Raw genomic sequence first — 18547 nt, forward strand, 5'->3', positions numbered from 1 at the left:
CGCCGGCAAATCCCGCAGAAATCTCGTCGGAATCAATAGATTGCAGATAAGAAGAATTTTTCGCGGCCCTGATGCGTTGACGTATCAAAAGTTTTATTGCTATTCAAATGATCAGAGATCGACCGAAGGAGCCGCTTACATGGCGTCGGATAACGGGGAATGGAGCTATGCCGATACGGACGAGGAGATCCTCACCCGTATCGCCTGGTATTACTACAACGACGGTCTGACGCAGAATGAGATCGGCGAAAAACTCAACATGTCGCGCATCAAGGTGTCGCGTCTTTTGGAGAGCGGCCGGCGCTCCGGCATTATCCAGGTGCGTATAAACTCGCGATATCAGGGGTGCCTGGCGCTCGAGCGGCAGATCAAGGAGCGCTACGGGCTGTTGGAAGCCTACGTGGTGCCGCAGCTTCCCAATCAGGATCCGAGTGACCGGCTTGGTCAGGCGGCCGCGCAGTTTCTCATGCAACGGCTTCAGCCGGAAGACCTTCTCGCGGTCGGTTGGGGCGCGACCGTGAGCAACACCATCCAGCGGCTCGGCCATCTCGCCAACGAGCGCAATATCGGCCTCGTCAGCCTGACCGGCGGCGTCGGCACCTATGTTGACGGCATGCGAACGGCCAACTGGGGCAGCAGCGTTCATCTCGTACCGGCGCCGCTCGTCGTGCGCGACCCGGATGTCGCGCGAAACCTGTCATCCGAACCCGCCGTCGCCAACTTGCTCGAAATGGCGCTCAACGCGAGTTACCAGCTCGTTGGCATCGGCGAACTTTCGGCCATCTCCACTGTCGTGCGTTCCGGCTATGTGAGCCCCGACGAGGTGGAGCCGCTGCGCCGCAAGGGCGCCGTCGGCGATATCCTCTGCCAATTCTACAACGAATGCGGAGAGCCACTCGAGTTGCCGCTGCACGATCGAGTGATCGGCGTGAAGCTCGCGGCGCTGTCGCGTGCGGAGAAGGTCGTGGCGGCGGCGGGTGGCATCCATAAGGTACAGGCCATCCATGCAGCGCTTCGTGGAAAGTTCGTCGGCATTCTCATAACCGACGAGACGACCGCGAACGGCCTCATCGAGATCGAGGACTGAGACCATGACGACTTCCTATCTGCTGGCCATCGATGCCGGCACCGGCAGCGGCCGCGCGGTGATCTTCGACGAAAACGGCAATCAGATCGCCAGCGCCCAACACGAATGGTGGCACCGGGCCGATCCGCGCTTTCCGGGCTCGATGGACTTCGATGTGGAGGGCAACTGGTCGCTGCTATCGCGCGCCATTCGACAGGCGATCGCAAAAGCCCGCATTGCACCCGCCGATATCCGTGCAGTCAGTGCCACCAGCATGCGCGAGGCGATCGTCGCCTATGACGGCAGTGGCCGGGAAATCTGGGCCTGCGCCAACGTCGACAGCCGCGCCGTGAGCGAGGTGCGCGACCTGAAGCGCGATTTTGCCGATCTGGAGCGGGCGCTTTATACCGAGAGCGGGCAGACCTTCGCGCTCGGCGCCCTGCCGCGCCTGCTCTGGCTGAAGCGCAACCTACCGGACGTTTATGACCGCATCCACAGGATTAGCATGCTGTCCGACTGGATTCTGGCGCGTCTCTCCGGCGTTATCGCGAGCGATCCATCCAACGCCGGGACGACCGGTCTTTACAGCCTGACGAAACGCGATTGGATGCCTGAGGCGCTGAGCAAGGCCGGCATGCGCGACGATATCTTCCCGGAAAGCGTCGAGCCGGGCACGGCGATCGGCCGCGTCACCGAAAAGGCGGCTAGTGAGACGGGCATTGCCGCGGGCACGCCTGTGATCATGGGCGGCGGCGACTGCCAGATCGGGGCAGCGGCAATCGGTGTCGTGAATGAAGGTGACTGCGCCGTGCTTGGGGGCACTTTCTGGCAGCAGGTGGTGAATGTCAGCCCGTCCGCCTCCGATCCGTCTATGGACCTGCGCATCAATCCGCATGTCGTCAACGGCCTCAACCAGGTCGAGGCGATCAGCTTCTTCGTCGGCATCGTTATGCGCTGGTTCCGCGACAGTTTCGGCGCGGAAGAGCTCGCGGCGGCCGGACCCGGCGGCGATGCCTACAGGCTCCTGGAGGAGAAAGCAGCCGGCGTGCCAGTCGGCGCCTACGGCATCATTCCGGTCTTCTCCGACGTCATGCACTATGGCAACTGGTATCACGCCGCGCCGTCGCTTCTGAACCTTTCCATCGACCCGGAAAAATCGGGCAAAGCGGCGATCTTTCGCGCCCTTCAGGAGAACGCGGCGATTGTCGCGGCCCGCAACCTTTCGGCTATCTTCAAACTTTCCGGCAAAACGCCGGACAAGATCGTCTTTGCGGCCGGCGCGTCGAAATCAGCCCACTGGTCGCAGATCCTTGCGAATGCCACCGGTCTTCCGGTCGTCACGCCCGTGGTCAAAGAGGCGACGGCGCTCGGCTGCGCTGCGGCGGCGGCAATCGGCATCGGCCTGCGCCGCAACTTCGTAGAGGCGGCGGCAAGCTGGGTGCGCTGGGACAAGCGTTTCGAGCCGAATTTCGAGCATAAGGCTATCTACGACGCAGCGGGCGAGCGCTGGGCACGTGCCTACGCGCTGCAGCGACAGCTCGTGGATGAGGGCGTCACCATGGCCATGTGGAAGGCACCAGGCCTCTGACTTTTATAGTTCTGTCAATCAACACAGCAGGAATTACGACATGCTCATCCAGATGGTCAGCATCAACGTCAAGCAAGGCCACGTCCCAGAGTTTCTGGAGGCGTTCCGCATAAACTACGAAGGCACGCGCCAGGAGCCCGGTAACCTTCGCTTTGATGTCCTGCGCAATCCGGACGACGACCACAGCTTCGTCATCTATGAAGTCTTCAAGTCGCCCGAGGCGCTGGACGCGCACCGCAAAACCGAACACTACCAGGAATGCGTGCGCCGGATCGACCCGATCCTCGCCGGCCCACGGACCAAGACCTTTTATAATGTCGAGATGGCCGATTTTCTCGGCGCAGGCCAGGCCTAGCGGGTTGGAACACGGCAGAGCTCGTCGGACGGCTGACACTACTTCGTTCAGCGATTGAGCGTGACCAAAAGCCATGATTTGCTTGACGTTCCACGGAAGAGACTGCCCCGAAGGTTTTGGGCGGGCTCTGCCGGTCTACGCGATGGCGCTTCTTCATTACACCAGAGAGCAGGTGGCACGAGCTCCATCAATATTATGCGCGGGACCCTGACGATCCCGCCGTCGCACCGGCTCGGTGGCATGCTCGCGACCGTTCTCGACGTCACCAGCAGGTACGACCCCTGTGGAAACGCTTCCAGGGCTTGTCTCGCGTCGAAGTTCCGCTTGAACAATCGATCGCGTCGCTTGGTCCAGGCTCTTTGCAATCATAGGTGATTTGCAGGCTGTTGTGATCGCGCACCTCGATTAGAGGAACACTCGCCGGGCCCTGAGGAGGAGTTCACCACCTCCCGCCGTAGCCGCATATTGCCGAATTTCAAACGTAGGCAGGGCAACTGGTAAGCCGCGTGGCTCATAACCACGAACGACCGGGTTCGATTGCGCGCCTACAAACGCTCACGCGCAACCACCCAATGACAGCCGACTATACCGTAGGGTGGTCGCCTATTAAACGTTATTGCCCGGACGGTACCGGGCAGGAAAGATCGCCTTCCTGGCAATTGAGGTAAGCCTTCAGCGCCTTCGTTCTATCTGTCGTCAGTTCGGTTCTGCAGGCAGCAACGAGCATAGGGTAGGCGCTACCGTCCGCACTGGCTGATGTCTGAAATGCACACTCGTTGTCGCGGAAGGAAATCCACGCCTTCTGGGCGGAGACTAGCAGCTTTTTCGTGCCTGCGTCGTCGCCAATGCGTGCCTCGATGTCCTTGAACGTCGAATTCAGTTCCTTGTCAGCCGTAGCGAACGCCTCGTCGCCTTCGGCTGCGACAGCAACAGCTCCAAACGAGCCGATAAGCATCACGGCGGGGATCAATAGGATACGCATTGCAAGCTCCTCCCGTTCGACAGTTGTAGCAGCCACCGATGGTGACTAGAATAAGACGTTCGCGCAGGAGTTTAGTCAAATCAAGTGGCCAAATTTATCCGTCTCCCGCCGGAGTAACCGCCAAAGTGGAGTGATTCATGCATCCCTGAAAGCTAGTTCATCTCGGGGGCGTCGGAGGGGTCACCTCCGGTACATCGGTTGGCACCTCTTCTGGGACGAATCCCAGGATGCTCACCACGAGAGCGACGAGGATGCAGATGAGTACGAGGAAGGCGACGCCGGCTTTGTCCATGCATTATTAGCAGTTTCGAATGTGAGCAATTCGAGGCAATGCCTCCCGAAGATCGGGAAGGCGGACAGTTGTTCGTGAAGATCGGGGCTCGTGCCTGGTCATTCCTTCCCGAGAAAGATCAGGACGGCTCCGCATCACGACTGTGTTAACCGGGATCCAAGGTTCACGTCTGACACAGAACTTCTTTGCGTCGGCAAAGGCGGCCTTGCTGCCTATCTGCCAATCAACGGCGTTGGTGCGCTCGGCAAGCCACGATTGGCCTCTCGTCATGGCCATCCATGGGTGGGTTTAGCCATGCTCACGTCCTGTTCACGGCTATTTCACAGCGCCCAATTGAACGCAAAGCCTAGCCAATGAGCTCGGAGGAGACGGAGCAACTTGCCGGGCGCAGTCGGTCCCGGCTTCCGCCCTTCGGGGGGCGCTATGCTAAGCCTCCTGCGGCTGCGCTGTTAACCGGTCAAGTTGCGCGCGAACGGGCTTCGACGCTGAAGCGTCTGCGCCTGGTACGCTCATTTCACTTGCCATGGCCCTGGCGGGCCAGCTGCTGCATCGCAGTTCATCACGGTGCTTCAGGGGAGGGGCAGGTTCACTGCTCTCGCAAACAGGCTGGAGCTCGTTTTTGTCGTTCCGCGCCAGGCTCTATGAGGCAAGATAGCCGCGCATTGAAGCGCACCTCCCGCGTAGCTGCGTCGTAGTACTCAACCAGCGGCTTGGCATATCCAGCAGTACCTCACTGGGAACACCGCCAAACGGCAGGAAAGCTCTTTCCTAACTTGTTCCCAGTGGCCCCGCATGTGCGATCAGTTCAGAACCGCCATTTGCAACTCGGCCTGTCGACCCAGCGTTGTCATCCACTCGGTGAACTGCGGTCGGCTTTTGATTTGCCGGCCATAATGGCGGCCGAGCGCTGCTGTCAGGTCGCCTTTGCGTCCAAGTTGCTCGTCGGCGAAACGGATCATCTGCGAATTCGGCCATGCTTGCGGCCGGATCACGATCAAACGGGCAAACAGGTCCTCGGCAGGCTCATCTGGGTTCGCCTGCGCCATCAGTGACAGCATGGCGGCCGTCGAGCGCGACACGCCCATATGGCAATGGACGAGCAGATGGCTTGAGCCATTTGCATCCTGCCTTGACTGAAAATCCGTTCCGAAGCGGAGGATCTCTGCCACATGGTCCGGATGGGGCATCACCCGCCCAGGCGCCTCCGCAATGATGTCGTGGAAGCGTAGCGTGGTACGGTGGTGTTTGCCGTAGGTCTGGAAGGCGTCCAACTCGGGATATTCGGGATCGATCAACGACAGGACATGGGTGACGTTGCGTGTGCTCTGGCCCGGCAGTTCCTCAATCCCGCAAACTGTCAACTCCGGTGTGAAAATGACATCCATATCCGTTCAATCCCGTTTTCCGCGGCCTATCAGCGCTATCGCGCTCCTGAGCGACAAGCTAACGAATGTCACATACATCGGTTTGGGCGGCCGCGATAGGCGGGATCCAAATGCTCACCCCGATCTGTTTTGCGCATCCAGTCCGGCCAGACCTGTCCCTCGTCAATGTCACGGCGACGTTTAGAAATAAGGACCGGACTTGCCCGAAATGCTCCGCCAGAAACGCGCGCCATTTTTAGGCGGTGCAGGCTGTGGCCAGCCTTACCTCGGCATCACGCCGCGCCGCAGCGATCAGAACTGCCAGCCAAAACTCGCCGCGGCCACGCTCAAGAAACGCCAACTCGCCGCGCGGAGATATGGCAGGGAGGTTGAATGCACCGCAGACGAAGTGCGGCATGAGCGAAAGCCAATAGAGGCTCGAATCACTTAGCCGGACGACCATCTGTGCTTGCCGCCCGCTTCACGCCTGCCTCACCCGGCGGCCTCGACCTTCTTCAACGCCTCGATGAAGTGATGGTTTTCCGCAGGTGAGCCGATGCTGACGCGAATATACGTCTCGAAGCCGGGTTGTTTCCAGGGTTTGACGATGACGCCTCGCCGGAGCAGTGCTTCGGCCATACGGGTTGCCTCTGTGCGTGCGTCGAAGAACAGAAAATTGCATTTCGATGGTGCAATCCGGTAGCCCATCGTCGCGAGCTCTGTCTTCATCCGTTCGCGTTCGACCAGAGCAAGCTCGACGGAACGATTAAGGTGATCGGTATCATCAAAGGCGGTGAGGGCGGATACCTGAGCGATCGCATTGGTGTTGAACGGAGTGCGCGCACGATTGAAAAAATCGCAAAGGCTGCCGTCGCTGACAATACCATAGCCGATGCGCAGGCCTGCCAGTCCGTAGGCTTTCGAGAAGGTACGTAGCACGACCCAGTTCAAGCCCGTCGCCTTCAGCATTTCGGCCGCACTTGGATAGTCGTCGCCGGCTGCATATTCCGCATAGGCCTCGTCCACCACGATGAGCGTTTCCGGATCGAGCGCGGCGATAACCTTTTCCAGTTGGCGCGGTGTCAGCCATGAGCCGACCGGGTTCATCGGGTTCGAGAACATCAGCATACGCGGCTTGCGGGCAATTGCGGCGAGAAGCGCGTCCATGTCGACGGTGAGGTCCGGTGCCACGGTGACGCGATCGACTTTTCCGCCCATCAGGGTCGTATAGTCTTCATGCAGGGGGAAGGATGGATAGAGCGTCACCACAGTGTCGCCCGCACACACCACCGAGCGGCAAACCACGGCGATCAGATCTTCCGAGCCGTTGCCGAGGATAACCTGATTGTTCTCGACATCGAAGCTGGCAGCCAGTCGGGCGCAGAGCGCGCGGCCCTGCGGATCGGGATAAAGCCGTGCTAGTTCGCCGATGTCGGGAAAAAGCCCGCGCAAGGCGGGCGAGGGGCCGAGCGGGTTCTCGTTGGAGCCGAGCTTGGCGACTTCGTCGACATGGTACTTCGCTCGCACCTCTTCGAGCGTCAGTCCGGCATTATAGGGGGCGATCGAGCGGATTTCTTTCCGTACGGGGCTTGAAGGGTTTGCCATTTTACCGTCTCCATGAACTACCCTTGCTATGCGCTATTCATAAGCCGGGATTCATGATCTGTATATATGTATAGACATGTTGTCGAGATAATGATGTCATCCAGGTTGGAACCAGGATAGGAGCCGTCATGACCCGCCCGATCTTCGACCTTTCCGGCCGCCGCGCCCTGGTAACGGGAGCAAGCCGCGGCATAGGGCAGTCTATCGCTTTCGCTCTGGCCGAGGCCGGTGCGCACGTGGCGGTGACCGCGCGAACGGTAGAGGGCTTGGCTGAGACCCAGGCCCTGATCGAAAAGGCCGGCAGCCGCGCGGTGGCGCTTGCCCAGGACGTGCGCGACGTTGAGGCTTGCGCAAGCGTCACGAGAGCAGCGGCTGAGGGTTTGGGCGGTCTCGACATCCTGGTCAACAATGCCGGGTTCGAGAATGTCCGGCCTTCCTTCGATGTGGACGAGGCGCTCTGGGAAGCGATCGTCTCGACCAATCTGAAGGGCGCCTTTTTCTGTGCCCAGGCGGCGGGACGGATCATGGCGGACGCAAACGGCGGAGCAATCGTCAATCTCTGCTCCCTGACATCCTATGTCGGCATTCCGACGGCGGTACCCTACGGCGCCTCGAAGTCGGGCTTACTCGGCGTAACGCGTGCCCTGGCAACTGAGTGGGCAGCGCACAAAATTCGGGTCAACGCCATAGCGCCCGGCTATTTCCGCACCGCCATGACTGAGGTCTTCTACGAGGACGAGGATTGGCAATCCCGCATGCTGGAAAAAATCCCTCAGCGGCGCTTCGGCAAGGAAAGCGACATCGGCGGTGTCGCGGTTTTCCTCTGCAGCGATGCGGCTGCCTATATCACGGGGCATTGTATTCCTGTCGACGGCGGCTATCTCGCCTCGATCTGAACCGTGCGCGAGCCAGCATGAATGCTCCAAGTGGGGTGCAAACCGTATGACGGACCCGTCTTGACTGCTTGTCATTCTGTCCGTCGCTAGCTGTCAGCGGCTTTGCGCCTTTCTTTCGCACGTGCACAAATAATCGGCATATGGAATTGCAGTGCAAAAAATGCGCAATGTCGGTTGACGATACTTGTACTAATATGTATAGACAACTAGACGTAAGGGCTGGTGGGAGTGCCTTTCCCCCGGGTCGAATAGAATAAAGCTTCGCCGCGGCCTCATCGGTTGGAGCAAGACAGGGGAATTTAATGGGCGTTGTTGCTGCTGGTCTCCGTCCGACCGGAGCCGTTAATCCGGTCGCTGTTTCCGTCAAGGACGTCGGCATGGCTTTCGGCGATGTTCACGCTGTCAGGAATGCCTCATTCGACCTCCCGAAGGGGCGGTTCCTGACCATTCTCGGCCCGTCCGGATCCGGTAAGACGACACTGCTGCGCATGATCGCCGGTTTCGACCGGCCGACCCACGGTGAGATCTTCATCAATGGGCGGCCGGTCAGTGCCGTGCCGGCGCACAAGCGCGCCATCGGTATGGTGTTCCAAAAGCTCGCACTTTTTCCTCATATGACGGCGGCCGAAAACGTCGCCTTTCCGCTCAAGATGCGACGCCATGACGCCCGCACGATCCCGGAAAAGGTCGCGCGCTATCTCGATCTCGTGCGCCTCGGCGGCTATGGCGGCCGTCGGATCAATGAGTTGTCCGGCGGTCAGCAGCAGCGTGTCGCTATCGCCCGTGCGTTGGTGTTCGAGCCGGACCTGCTTCTGCTTGACGAACCGCTTGCTGCGCTCGATCGCAAGCTGCGCGAGGAGATGCAGCTCGAGTTTCGCCGCATCCAAAAAGAGCTCGGCGTCACCACGATCAATGTCACTCACGACCAGCGAGAGGCGCTGGTAGTTTCCGACGAGGTCATCGTCATGGATGGCGGCTCCATTCAGCAAAAGGCCCGGCCGGTCGATGCGTATCGCACGCCGTCGAATGCTTTCGTCGCAAACTTCATCGGCGTGACCAATTTCATTGAAGGCAACGTTGTCGAACTTACTTCGGCGCGAGCCGTGTTCGAAGCCAACGGTGTGCGTCTCGTCGGGATCCCTGCCGATGCTGCCCTTGCAACCGGAATATCCTGCAGCGGCGCGGTTCGCGCGGAACAGATCCGCATCGCGCCGAAGGACCGGCCACTCGAGGGACTCGAAACGGTGGTCGACGGCCAGGTCGTCGATTGCATTTTCGAAGGCGAGCGCGTCGTTTACGAAATTCAGGTTCCGAGACTGGCCGGCGTGCTGATGCGGGTCTTCGACCACGATCCAGAAACTCACTTGCAGTTCGGTCCGGGCGACGAGGTTCGTCTCGGCTGGAATGCCAGGGATATGCATGTCTTTCAAAAATGACCCCGAGAAGGTCCAGCCAGAGGAGAATGTCTAATGCCGCATGAAAAATTCCTGTCCGCGCAGATCCGCCGTCGGACGCTGCTTGCGTCGATCGCCGCGGCCGGCGCCTCGGCGGGCCTCTCGACGCTCGGCGCCAGTCGCGCCTTTGCCCAAGAGCCGGAAAAGCCGGCCGAGATCATCGTTCGCGCCTGGGGCGGCAGCTGGGTCGATGCGCTCAAGGCTGGCGTGTCCGACAGCTTTACCAAGATGACCGGGATTGCCGTTCGTCACGACCTGACCGAGGACAACGAGATCCAGCCGAAGGTCTGGGCCGCTGTTGCCCAGAAGCGTGTCCCGCCGATCCACATCAACTGGGATACGACCACGAACGCGACAAAGTCGGCGCTGCGCGGGGTCACCGAGGACCTGTCGGACCTGCCGAATCTCAAGAACGCCACGGATCTTGCCAAGCCGGTCGGTCTCGACGGCTATCCGATCGTCAATACCTACGGCTATGTTTACGTGCTCGCCTATCGCCCGTCGGCCTTTCCGAACGGCGCGCCAAAGTCCTGGAAGGATCTGCTCGACCCCAAGCTCAAGGGTCGTATCGCGCTGTATAACGACGGCATCGGCTTCCACTTCCCGGCCCAGGTCGCCGGCGGCGGTAAGCTCGAGGACATTCCCGCCAACATGCAGCCGGCCTGGGATTTCATCTCGAAGATCAAGGAGCAGCAGCCCCTGCTCGGCGAGGACCCGGATTTTACCACCTGGTTCCAGAAGGGCGAGATCGACGCCGCCTGCACCATCTCGACCAATGCGCGCGAAGCCAAGAAGAACGGCATCGAGATCGCCTGGGTCGTGCCGGAGGAAGGCGCAAAGTTCGACACCGACGGCCTTTGGATCCCGAAAGGTCTGCCCGAAAATGAGCTTTACTGGGCCAAGAAGTACATCGATCACGCCCTGACCAAGGAAGCACAGCAGATCTGGCTCGACGGTCTCGGCCTTCCCGGCGTCATCCCCGGCATTACGCCGCCGGCCGATCTCGTGGGCGATCCGTCCTACCCGACCACGGAAGAGGACTTCAAACACTTGATCCGTATCTCGTCCAAGGTACAGGTCGAGAACGAGAGCCAGTGGTTCGCCAAGTTCAAGGAAATCATGCAGGGCTGATGCCTTGTGTGCCCGCCGCGTCCGTTCACACGGCGGGCAACATTCTCTCGTGAAACAGGATCGATGCCATGCGCGCTTCCCGTGCCGCATATCCCCTGACGTGGCGCGTCATGGATATGCTCGAACGCCTTGCGGCTTTCGTCTGGCCCTCGAGCTTCCAGCGAGGCTTACCTTATCTCATGCTGATGCCCGCGATTGTGCTCGTGGGGCTGCTTGTGCTCGGTCTCGTCCAGATTGGCGACACGAGCCTGAGAACGCTCGATACCAATACCTTCCTGATGTCGGAGAGCTATACGCTCGCCAATTATCAGCGTGTTCTGACAGAAAGCTTCTTTGCGACCGTGGCAGGCCGTAGCCTGATTGGCTCGATGATCGTGACCGTGATCACGCTGGTGTTCGCGTTTCCATATGCTTATCTCATGGTGCGCACGCCCTCGTCCACGCTTCGCAAGTTTCTGCTGGTTGCGTTGTTTTTGCCCTTCTTCATCGGACAGGTTGTGCGCGCCTATGGCTGGCTCATCATTCTCGGCAATCAGGGCATGGTCAACGAGGCGCTCGGTCTCGTAGGCGTCCCGCCGATACGGCTGCTCTACAACTACCCTGCGGTACTGTTCGGCCTCATTCAGTACATGCTGCCTTTCGCGGTGCTGATGCTCGCACCGGCTCTGACCGCGATCCCCAGCGACCTCGAGGCGGCAGCGGCCTCGCTCGGCGCGGGCTGGACCCGCACCTTTCGCCACATCGTTCTGCCGCTTTCCCGACCGGGGCTCGTGGGGGCCGGCCTGGTCGTGATGACACTGTCGCTCACCGACTTCGCTATCCCCGCCATCCTCGGCGGCGGCACGCAGGACTTTATCGCCAACGCGATCTACGACCAGTTCTTCCGCACCTCCGATCAGGGCATGGGTGCTACGCTGTCAATGATGCTCGTTGCGGTCGGGTCCATGCTCGTCGGCGTCGTGTTCATGGTATTCGGCGCAGGCACGCTCGCCATGACAGGAGGCCGTAAATGACGGGCAGCAAAAGTAAATCCTTCGTTCTATGGGCTTTCGTTGCGACTGCGCTTGTGATGTTGTCTGCGCCCACTGTCGTGGTGCTCGGAGCCTCGTTTACGGCTGGAAACATCATCACCTTTCCGCCGGACGGCCTATCGCTGAAATGGTACGGGGCGATCGCTCAGGCAAGTGACCTCAGGCAGGCCTTCCTGCGTTCGCTGATCGTCGCCACGATATGCACCGTGGTCTCGATCCCGGTCGGCACGCTCGCCGGCATCGCGTTGGCCAAATATCGGGTGCGGTTTGCGCGATCGATCCAGATCTATCTGCTGTTGCCGTTCACCATCCCGCTGATCGGTTCCGGCATCGGCATGATGCTGGTTCTCGGCAACATAGGCGTTCTCGGGCGATTGTGGCCGGTGGGTATCGCCTGCTCCGTCATTAACCTGCCCTTCATGGTCTGGGCTGTGACGGCCAGTGCCAGCAATCTATCGCCCGACCTGGAACTGGCTGCGGCCAATTGCGGAGCGCCGCCGCTGCAACGCTTCCTCTACATCACGCTGCCGGCAGTCTTGCCGGGCGTGATCACAGGATCGCTGCTGATGTTCATCCTCGCGCTCAACGAGTTTCTGGTTAGCCTCCTGCTGGTCGACGCTCGAAGCGTGACGCTGCCGGTGCAGATCTACAACTCCATCCGCTCGATCATCACGCCCGACCTGGCCGCCATCTCCGTGGTGTTCATCGCCTGCGCGGGTGTTGCGATCGCGCTGCTCGACCGGCTCGTCGGTCTCGACATCTTCCTGAAATCGAAATGACCCTTCGGCCCTGCGAGGGCGAGATACAAGGACAAGACGATGACCAACGTGTCTTTCTACGAATATTCCAAGCTGAACCTCGAAGAAAAGGCCGCCCTGCTGCGCCGTTCGGAAACCGACATATCGGCCTTCATCGAGAAGGTCGCGCCGATCCTGGAAGCCGTCCGCACCGAGGGTGACAAGGCGCTTGCACGATTTGGCCGCGAACTCGACAAGGCCGACGTCACGGAAGCCAATCTGAAGGTTACCGCGGCCGAGTTCGATGCGGCCTTCAAGCTGGTTGATGCAAGCGTGATCGAATCCGTTCAATTCGGCATAGACAACATCCGCAAATTCCATGAGGAGCAGAAGCCTGAAGCCATGTGGCTGAAGGAGATCCGGCCCGGCGCATTTGCCGGAGACCGCTTTACACCCATTCAGTCGGTCGCGCTCTACGTACCGCGCGGCAAAGGTTCCTTCCCGTCGGTGACTATGATGACGTCGGTCCCGGCCGTTGTTGCGGGCGTCTCCAATCTGGCCATCGTCACGCCGCCGGCACCGGACGGTTCCGTCGATGCTGCGACGCTGGTTGCCGCACGCCTCGCCGGTGTCGAAACCGTCTACAAGGTGGGCGGCGCGCAGGCCGTTGCTGCCGTCGCCTATGGCACCGAAACCATTAAGCCGGCGCTGAAGATCGTCGGTCCCGGCAGCCCGTGGGTGGTCGCCGCCAAGCGCTTGCTCTCCGGGGTCATCGATACCGGGCTTCCCGCCGGTCCGTCCGAAGTGATGATCCTCGCCGATGATACGGTCCATGGCGGACTTGCCGCGCTCGACCTGCTGATCGAGGCGGAACATGGGCCGGATTCCTCTGCCTATCTCGTTACCCACAGCCGCCGCGTCGCCGAGGAGGCGCTCGCAGCCCTTCCAGAACACTGGGCGAAGATGACCGAACAGCGCGTCGCCTTCTCAACGGCCGTGCTGAGCGGAAAGACCGGCGGCATCGTTCTCACCTCGTCCATCGAGGAAAGCTACGAGTTCGTAAACGCCTATGCGCCGGAGCATCTGGAGCTTCTCTCAGAAGAGCCCTTCATTCATCTCGGCCACATCACTGAAGCGTCCGAAATCCTGATGGGTCCCCATACTCCGGTCAGCATCGCCAACTTTTCGCTTGGGCCGAACGCCGTATTGCCGACCAGCCGCTGGGCCCGAACGTTCGGCCCGCTGTCGGTCAGTGATTTCGTCAAGCGCAGCTCAATCGGCTATGTCACGGCACCGGCCTATCCGGAATTTGCCAAGCATTCCCACAATCTGGCGATCTACGAGGGTTTCTCCTCGCATGCGCTTGCCGTGTCGCCGGTGCGCGATCGCTATCTGAAGCAGGGCGCCTGAACTATGAAGGCTGTACGGCTCTACGACGCCAAAGACTTGCGGGTGGAGGAGATCGCCGAACTGCCGGCTCCGCCGCCGGGCTTCGTCAACCTTGAAGTAAGGGCTGCCGGCATCTGCGGTTCCGACCTTCACAACTACCGTACCGGCCAATGGATCTCGCGCCGGCCCTCGACGGCAGGCCATGAATTTTGCGGTCGCGTGACTGCGATCGGACAGGGCGTCAGTCACGTGGTGCGGGGAGACGTCGTGTCTGCGGATTCACGCATGTGGTGCGGCAACTGCCCGGCTTGCACGAGCGGCCGCAAAAATGTCTGCGAGGCCTTGGGTTTCGTCGGCGAGATCTGTGACGGTGGTTTTGCCGAGGCGGTGCAATTGCCAGCCCGACTGGTCGTGCGCCACGATCCTGAGCTTTCGCCCCATGTTGCCGCAATGGCCGAGCCGATGGCGGTCGCCTTGCATGCCGTGCGTCGCCTCGCCATTCCGGCCGGCGAACCCGTTCTCGTCATCGGCTGCGGCACGATCGGCGGGTTGAGCGCCCTTCTTCTCTCCCGGTTGCACGCCGGTCCGCTGCTGCTGGCCGATCTGAACGCCGACAAAGCCGCTCTTGTCGCCGAGGTGACTGGCGGCGCGGTCGTTGCTCTCGACAGGGCGGTGATCGAAGAAGCACTTTCCGGCGGAAGGGTGCGCTATGCGCTGGATGCCACCGGCAGCATTCAGGCGATCGCCCGGGCTCTCGACATCCTGTCGGGCGGCGGAGCGCTGGCTCTTGTCGGCATTGGCCACGGCAAGCTCGATTTCGACCCCAACATCCTAGTGGAGAGGGAGATGTCACTCGTCGGCTGCCATGCCTTTGCAGACGAGTTGCCCGAGAGCGTCGGGTTACTCGTCGATCTCGCACCCGCGCTGCAACGTTTCATCGAGGTGCTGCCGGCGCTCGACGATGTGCCCGAGGCTTACGGAAGGCTGCTGCGGGGCGACAGCAAGGCGCTCAAGACGATAATCGAGGTGACGGGCTAAGTCCGGTCCGTGATGTCATTCCGGATACCGGCTCATTCGAGGCGGCGGTGGAGGCAGTGAACCATGAATACGCTTTCAGATTCTGCATCGCCGCTCTACGCGAAGGTGAAGGACTTCGTCCTTGGCAACATCGGCAGCGGCAAGTGGGCGCGCAACAGCCGGCTTCCGTCCGAAAGCGAGCTCGTCTTGGCACTCGGCGTGTCCCGTATGACCGTTCACCGGGCGCTGCGGGAGCTCACTTCGGAGGGGCATCTGCGCCGCATTCAGGGCGTCGGCACCTTTGTCGCTCCGCCGCGGCCCCAGTCGACGTTGATCGAGATCAGCAACATCATTTCCGAGATCAGAGCACGCGGTAGCCGGCACCGGGCCGAGGTGTTCGTGCTCGAGCGCATCGCACGACCGGAACCATCGCTTCTGCTCGCCTTCGAGTTTGAGGCGGTGAAGCCCGTCGACCATTCCGTCGTCATTCATTTTGAGAACGACCTGCCGGTCCAGCTCGAGGAGCGCTACGTCAATCCCAACCTCGTTTCCGGCTATGTCGACCAGGACTTTGCCGCAGTCGCCACTTATGACTACCTACAGAACGCAACCCCGCTGACCGAGGTGGAGCACCTCATCAGCGCTCTGCCGGCCAGTGCTGACCAGGCTCGCCTGCTGAACATTCGCCCGGGTGACTGCTGCCTGGTCCTGCACCGCAAGACGTGGACAGGACCGGTCGTCGCAACTGTCAATACCTTCACCTATGTCGGCAGCCGCTATTCGCTCGGCAGCCGCTATCTGCACGGCGGCAAGTGATCGCCGTTCCTCCCCAAAAGACCCATTCGGAAAATACGCTATGAGCCAGCCCACGAGCCGCACCGCGGAAATCAGGAAAATCGCCAAAACCGGAGACGGCATGGCGGAACAGTTGCTGGCCGAGCTGCTGCGCGACCTTTTTAGGATCGAGGCAAAGAACGTCGCGATCAATCACGACCAGTATAGCCTCAATTCACTCAATGGATTCTTCGATACCGAAGATGGCGCGTTCTTTTTCAAGTTCCATCAGGAAGAAGGCGAGGAGGCCATGAGCGGCGAATATTACCGCGCCGACATCCTGGCCCGCGCCGGACTTCCCGTAGATCAGCCATTGCTGATGTCGACTCTTCCGGGCGAACAGATCCTCGTCTATCGCCGACGCACTGATCCGCGTTTTTCCGATGTGCTGCGAGCGCTGGATCTGAATGACGATGCTGCCGCGAGGGAAAGGGCTGTTGAGGCCGAACGCAGGCTGAGCGAAGCCGTGCTTCAGGTCTATCTCGATACGCTGCATCCGGTGAATGCCGGAGAGGTTGCGGCCGAGCCGATCCACCGGCTTTTTTACGAACGGCTCATCGACCCGTCGGTAGGTACCTATCCGGGCGGGCGCATGGCGAGCTTCTATGTCGGCAAGGACTTTACCTTTCCAAACCTGACGATCGATTGGGAGACGCTTTCGCACTGCCGTTTTGTGGTGAACGGCATCGAATACCGCGACAGCCTCGGTGCTCTCTTCGATGCCGCGCATGAGCGGCTGAACCCCTCGCGGCTGACCGATGCCGGGGGAGTGGTCGCGCATGGCGATGCCCACAACGCGAATGTCTGGTACGAGGAGCGCGATGACAGGGCACGCTTGTCTTTTTTCGATCCCGCCTTTGCCGGCGAGAACATCCCGACATTGCTCGCCGAAGTGAAGACGACCTTCCATAACACCCTCGCCCATCCGCTGTGGCTCTACGATCCTGCCATGGCAGCTGAGCACTACAAGGCAAGCGTAGTGCGCGATGGTAGTCTGCTCCGCGTAACGACCGACTTCATGCCAAGTCCCGCCAGGCGGGCGCTTCTCGACGTGAAGGCAGAGGCACTATGGCGTCCACTGCTCCACGAACTGAAGGCGCGGGGCATGCTTCCGGCCGACTGGCGCCGGGTTATCCGGCTTGGCCTTTTCCTCTGCCCGACGCTGGTGATGAACCTGCGGGCCGGCGCAACGACCCATAACGCGACTTCCTCCCTGATAGGCTTCTCCGTCGCGGTGATGGCGGGAAGCGAGCCGGCTGCGGGACACGATTTAATTTCAAGCTTCATCGACACAATCGATCCGGACAACGGCTGACATGGCGCTGGTCAACATCCACGACTTTCGCGATCTCGCCCGACGGCGGCTGCCGAAGATCTTCTTCGACTATATAGACGGCGGCTCCTTCGAGGAGGAGACGATGCGGGCGAATCGCTCGGACTTCTCCCGCATAACCCTGCGCCAGAAGGTGCTAGTCGAGCCGCAGCCGCAGGACCTTTCCACGGCTTATCTCGGGAAACGTCATCCCCTGCCGTTCATGCTTGGGCCGGTCGGCTTCCTCGGCCTTTATTCCGGCAAGGGCGAGGTCAAGGCCGTGCAGGCGGCGCATGCCGCGGGCATCCCCTTCTGCCTATCGACCTTTTCCATTGCTTCACTCGCCGACCTTCGAATCGTCACAGACGGGCCGCTACATTTCCAGCTCTATGTGCTGGAGGATCGCTCGCTATGCGAGGAATTGCTCCAAGCGGCAGAACAGGCCAGCGTCGATACCCTGTTCGTAACGGTGGACACAGCCATTACGGGCATTCGCGAGCGAGACGTGCGAAACGGCTTCCGGTCGCTGACGCGGGTGACACCGGACCTCTTCGCCCGCCTCGCGCTGAAGCCGCGCTGGCTCGCACAGGTGGCCCTTGCCGGCATGCCGTCGGTCAGGGCTATCGAGCACAGGCCGGAATTCGGTCGCGGCGCGCTGGAGCAGGCGGCCAATCTGTCGCGCCGAATTGACAAGACGCTCTCGTGGAAGGACATCGCCTCGCTACGCGAACGCTGGACGGGCAAGCTCGTAATTAAAGGCGTTCTCACGCCCGCTGATGCCGTACGCGCTCGCGATCTCGGCTGCGATGGGGTGGTGATTTCCAACCACGGCGGACGCCAACTCGACGGTGCCCCGAGCACGATCCGCGCCCTGCCGAGTATTCGCGCCGCCGTCGGAACCGACTTCTGCCTTATGCTTGACGGCGGTATCCTCCGGGGTGCGGACGTCATCAAGGCGATCGCACTCGGCGCAGACGGCGTGATGCTTGGCCGAGCTTATGCCTATGGCCTCTCGGCCGCCGGGCAGGCGGGTGTAGCCAAGGTGATCGCCATCCTCGAGCGGGAGATTGCGATCAGCCTTGCATTGATGGGAATTGCCTCGATCGAGCAGCTCAAGGCTCTCGGCGCGGAAGCCGTCTCGACATTATGACGGGAGAGCTGCGCGCTTGCCGGCGACGAAACGCTGATGCTGGTGGAAAGTGAAGATGCGTTCAGCGGTGCTGGATTCACCTGCCGGTTAGGTGGACGCGTGTGTCGCCGGGACACGGCTTTGTAAGCTCGGGCGTCCAGAAGTGTCCCGAACGGCATTATGCTAGAAAAGCCGTTCCCCCCAGCAAAACTGGTAGAGACGCTGTCCAATTTCCTAGCATTACAGTTGCATTTTCGTTTGCAGATGAGCTCGTCGCGCGGCCGCCTGATGGGCGCGTCTCCAGCATGACCATGCGATGACGGAGGCGGGGTTTATGCGACGCTGAGCGAGTCTGGTGGCGATGC

At 60.8% G+C, this 18547-nt stretch carries 17 protein-coding genes; 13 read left to right on the top strand and 4 right to left on the bottom strand.

What is annotated here, in order from left to right; translation table 11 throughout:
• Positions 1-139 precede the first annotated feature (139 nt).
• Genes CN933_RS25150 through CN933_RS25160 form a run of 3 tightly spaced genes read left to right on the top strand, consistent with a single transcriptional unit; the run spans position 140 to position 3009 of the window.
• The gene (locus CN933_RS25150; protein WP_102762780.1) at positions 140-1087 is read left to right on the top strand and encodes a sugar-binding transcriptional regulator; all 948 of its coding nucleotides are present in this window, start codon (positions 140-142) and stop codon (positions 1085-1087) included.
• A 4-nt stretch (positions 1088-1091) separates the two neighbouring features.
• Complete coding sequence (gene lsrK, locus CN933_RS25155) at positions 1092-2654, top strand: autoinducer-2 kinase (RefSeq protein ID WP_180980806.1); 1563 nt, start codon at positions 1092-1094, stop codon at positions 2652-2654.
• 40 nt (positions 2655-2694) lie between these two features.
• Complete coding sequence (locus tag CN933_RS25160; protein WP_018099208.1) at positions 2695-3009, top strand: antibiotic biosynthesis monooxygenase; 315 nt, start codon at positions 2695-2697, stop codon at positions 3007-3009.
• 613 nt (positions 3010-3622) lie between these two features.
• Here CN933_RS25160 and CN933_RS25165 read toward each other — a convergent pair.
• The 4 genes from CN933_RS25165 to CN933_RS25185 all read right to left on the bottom strand — a co-directional run bounded on the left by CN933_RS25165 (position 3623) and on the right by CN933_RS25185 (position 7252).
• The gene (locus CN933_RS25165) at positions 3623-3991 is read right to left on the bottom strand and encodes a lysozyme inhibitor LprI family protein (RefSeq protein WP_102762781.1); all 369 of its coding nucleotides are present in this window, start codon (positions 3989-3991) and stop codon (positions 3623-3625) included.
• A 157-nt stretch (positions 3992-4148) separates the two neighbouring features.
• Positions 4149-4283, bottom strand: a complete 135-nt coding sequence (locus CN933_RS32445; RefSeq protein ID WP_018099206.1) for a hypothetical protein — start codon at positions 4281-4283, stop codon at positions 4149-4151.
• A gap of 800 nt (positions 4284-5083) precedes the next feature.
• Positions 5084-5668 carry a tyrosine phosphatase family protein gene (locus CN933_RS25175; protein WP_102762782.1) on the bottom strand — a complete coding sequence of 195 codons (585 nt, stop codon included), beginning with the start codon at positions 5666-5668 and terminating at the stop codon, positions 5084-5086.
• 471 nt (positions 5669-6139) lie between these two features.
• Complete coding sequence (locus tag CN933_RS25185; protein ID WP_102762784.1) at positions 6140-7252, bottom strand: histidinol-phosphate transaminase; 1113 nt, start codon at positions 7250-7252, stop codon at positions 6140-6142.
• A 128-nt stretch (positions 7253-7380) separates the two neighbouring features.
• On the opposite strand from CN933_RS25185, the gene CN933_RS25190 reads away from it, so the two are divergent.
• The 10 genes from CN933_RS25190 to CN933_RS25235 all read left to right on the top strand — a co-directional run bounded on the left by CN933_RS25190 (position 7381) and on the right by CN933_RS25235 (position 18203).
• Positions 7381-8148: an SDR family NAD(P)-dependent oxidoreductase gene (locus tag CN933_RS25190; RefSeq protein WP_102762785.1), complete on the top strand. Its 768-nt coding sequence runs from the start codon at positions 7381-7383 to the stop codon at positions 8146-8148.
• A gap of 302 nt (positions 8149-8450) precedes the next feature.
• The gene (locus CN933_RS25195) at positions 8451-9584 is read left to right on the top strand and encodes an ABC transporter ATP-binding protein (RefSeq protein ID WP_102762786.1); all 1134 of its coding nucleotides are present in this window, start codon (positions 8451-8453) and stop codon (positions 9582-9584) included.
• A gap of 33 nt (positions 9585-9617) precedes the next feature.
• A complete protein-coding gene (locus CN933_RS25200) occupies positions 9618-10733 on the top strand; it encodes an ABC transporter substrate-binding protein (protein ID WP_100674381.1) in 1116 nt (371 codons plus the stop codon).
• A gap of 68 nt (positions 10734-10801) precedes the next feature.
• Positions 10802-11746: an ABC transporter permease gene (locus CN933_RS25205; RefSeq protein WP_102762787.1), complete on the top strand. Its 945-nt coding sequence runs from the start codon at positions 10802-10804 to the stop codon at positions 11744-11746.
• Positions 11743-12543, top strand: coding sequence for an ABC transporter permease (locus CN933_RS25210; RefSeq protein WP_100674383.1), 801 nt, complete (start codon positions 11743-11745; stop codon positions 12541-12543). Before CN933_RS25205 ends, CN933_RS25210 begins: the two co-directional genes overlap by 4 nt.
• A 39-nt stretch (positions 12544-12582) precedes the next feature.
• Positions 12583-13911 (top strand): histidinol dehydrogenase, encoded by a 1329-nt coding sequence (hisD, locus tag CN933_RS25215; protein ID WP_102762788.1) that lies wholly within the window; start codon positions 12583-12585, stop codon positions 13909-13911.
• A gap of 3 nt (positions 13912-13914) precedes the next feature.
• Entirely contained in the window at positions 13915-14928 is a 1014-nt protein-coding gene (locus CN933_RS25220) for a zinc-dependent alcohol dehydrogenase (protein WP_102762789.1), read from the top strand.
• A gap of 63 nt (positions 14929-14991) precedes the next feature.
• Positions 14992-15723, top strand: coding sequence for a histidine utilization transcriptional repressor HutC (hutC, locus tag CN933_RS25225; protein ID WP_102762790.1), 732 nt, complete (start codon positions 14992-14994; stop codon positions 15721-15723).
• 112 nt (positions 15724-15835) lie between these two features.
• Positions 15836-17056: a hypothetical protein gene (locus CN933_RS25230; protein ID WP_180980811.1), complete on the top strand. Its 1221-nt coding sequence runs from the start codon at positions 15836-15838 to the stop codon at positions 17054-17056.
• A gap of 1 nt (position 17057) precedes the next feature.
• Positions 17058-18203, top strand: coding sequence for an alpha-hydroxy acid oxidase (locus tag CN933_RS25235; RefSeq protein WP_102762792.1), 1146 nt, complete (start codon positions 17058-17060; stop codon positions 18201-18203).
• The last annotated feature ends 344 nt before the right edge of the window (positions 18204-18547 follow it).

Origin of the sequence: Sinorhizobium sp. M4_45, from assembly GCF_002885915.1 — a bacterium.
Lineage (GTDB): Bacteria > Pseudomonadota > Alphaproteobacteria > Rhizobiales > Rhizobiaceae > Sinorhizobium > Sinorhizobium meliloti_A.

Excerpts from the sequence above, each read along its gene's own strand:
- CN933_RS25150 (WP_102762780.1), top strand. The coding sequence starts at position 140 with ATGGCGTCGGATAACGGGGAATGGAGCTATGCCGATACGGACGAGGAG.
- lsrK (WP_180980806.1), top strand. The coding sequence starts at position 1,092 with ATGACGACTTCCTATCTGCTGGCCATCGATGCCGGCACCGGCAGCGGC.
- CN933_RS25160 (WP_018099208.1), top strand. The coding sequence starts at position 2,695 with ATGCTCATCCAGATGGTCAGCATCAACGTCAAGCAAGGCCACGTCCCA.
- CN933_RS25165 (WP_102762781.1), bottom strand. The coding sequence starts at position 3,991 with ATGCGTATCCTATTGATCCCCGCCGTGATGCTTATCGGCTCGTTTGGA.
- CN933_RS32445 (WP_018099206.1), bottom strand. The coding sequence starts at position 4,283 with ATGGACAAAGCCGGCGTCGCCTTCCTCGTACTCATCTGCATCCTCGTC.
- CN933_RS25175 (WP_102762782.1), bottom strand. The coding sequence starts at position 5,668 with ATGGATGTCATTTTCACACCGGAGTTGACAGTTTGCGGGATTGAGGAA.
- CN933_RS25185 (WP_102762784.1), bottom strand. The coding sequence starts at position 7,252 with ATGGCAAACCCTTCAAGCCCCGTACGGAAAGAAATCCGCTCGATCGCC.
- CN933_RS25190 (WP_102762785.1), top strand. The coding sequence starts at position 7,381 with ATGACCCGCCCGATCTTCGACCTTTCCGGCCGCCGCGCCCTGGTAACG.
- CN933_RS25195 (WP_102762786.1), top strand. The coding sequence starts at position 8,451 with ATGGGCGTTGTTGCTGCTGGTCTCCGTCCGACCGGAGCCGTTAATCCG.
- CN933_RS25200 (WP_100674381.1), top strand. The coding sequence starts at position 9,618 with ATGCCGCATGAAAAATTCCTGTCCGCGCAGATCCGCCGTCGGACGCTG.
- CN933_RS25205 (WP_102762787.1), top strand. The coding sequence starts at position 10,802 with ATGCGCGCTTCCCGTGCCGCATATCCCCTGACGTGGCGCGTCATGGAT.
- CN933_RS25210 (WP_100674383.1), top strand. The coding sequence starts at position 11,743 with ATGACGGGCAGCAAAAGTAAATCCTTCGTTCTATGGGCTTTCGTTGCG.
- hisD (WP_102762788.1), top strand. The coding sequence starts at position 12,583 with ATGACCAACGTGTCTTTCTACGAATATTCCAAGCTGAACCTCGAAGAA.
- CN933_RS25220 (WP_102762789.1), top strand. The coding sequence starts at position 13,915 with ATGAAGGCTGTACGGCTCTACGACGCCAAAGACTTGCGGGTGGAGGAG.
- hutC (WP_102762790.1), top strand. The coding sequence starts at position 14,992 with ATGAATACGCTTTCAGATTCTGCATCGCCGCTCTACGCGAAGGTGAAG.
- CN933_RS25235 (WP_102762792.1), top strand. The coding sequence starts at position 17,058 with ATGGCGCTGGTCAACATCCACGACTTTCGCGATCTCGCCCGACGGCGG.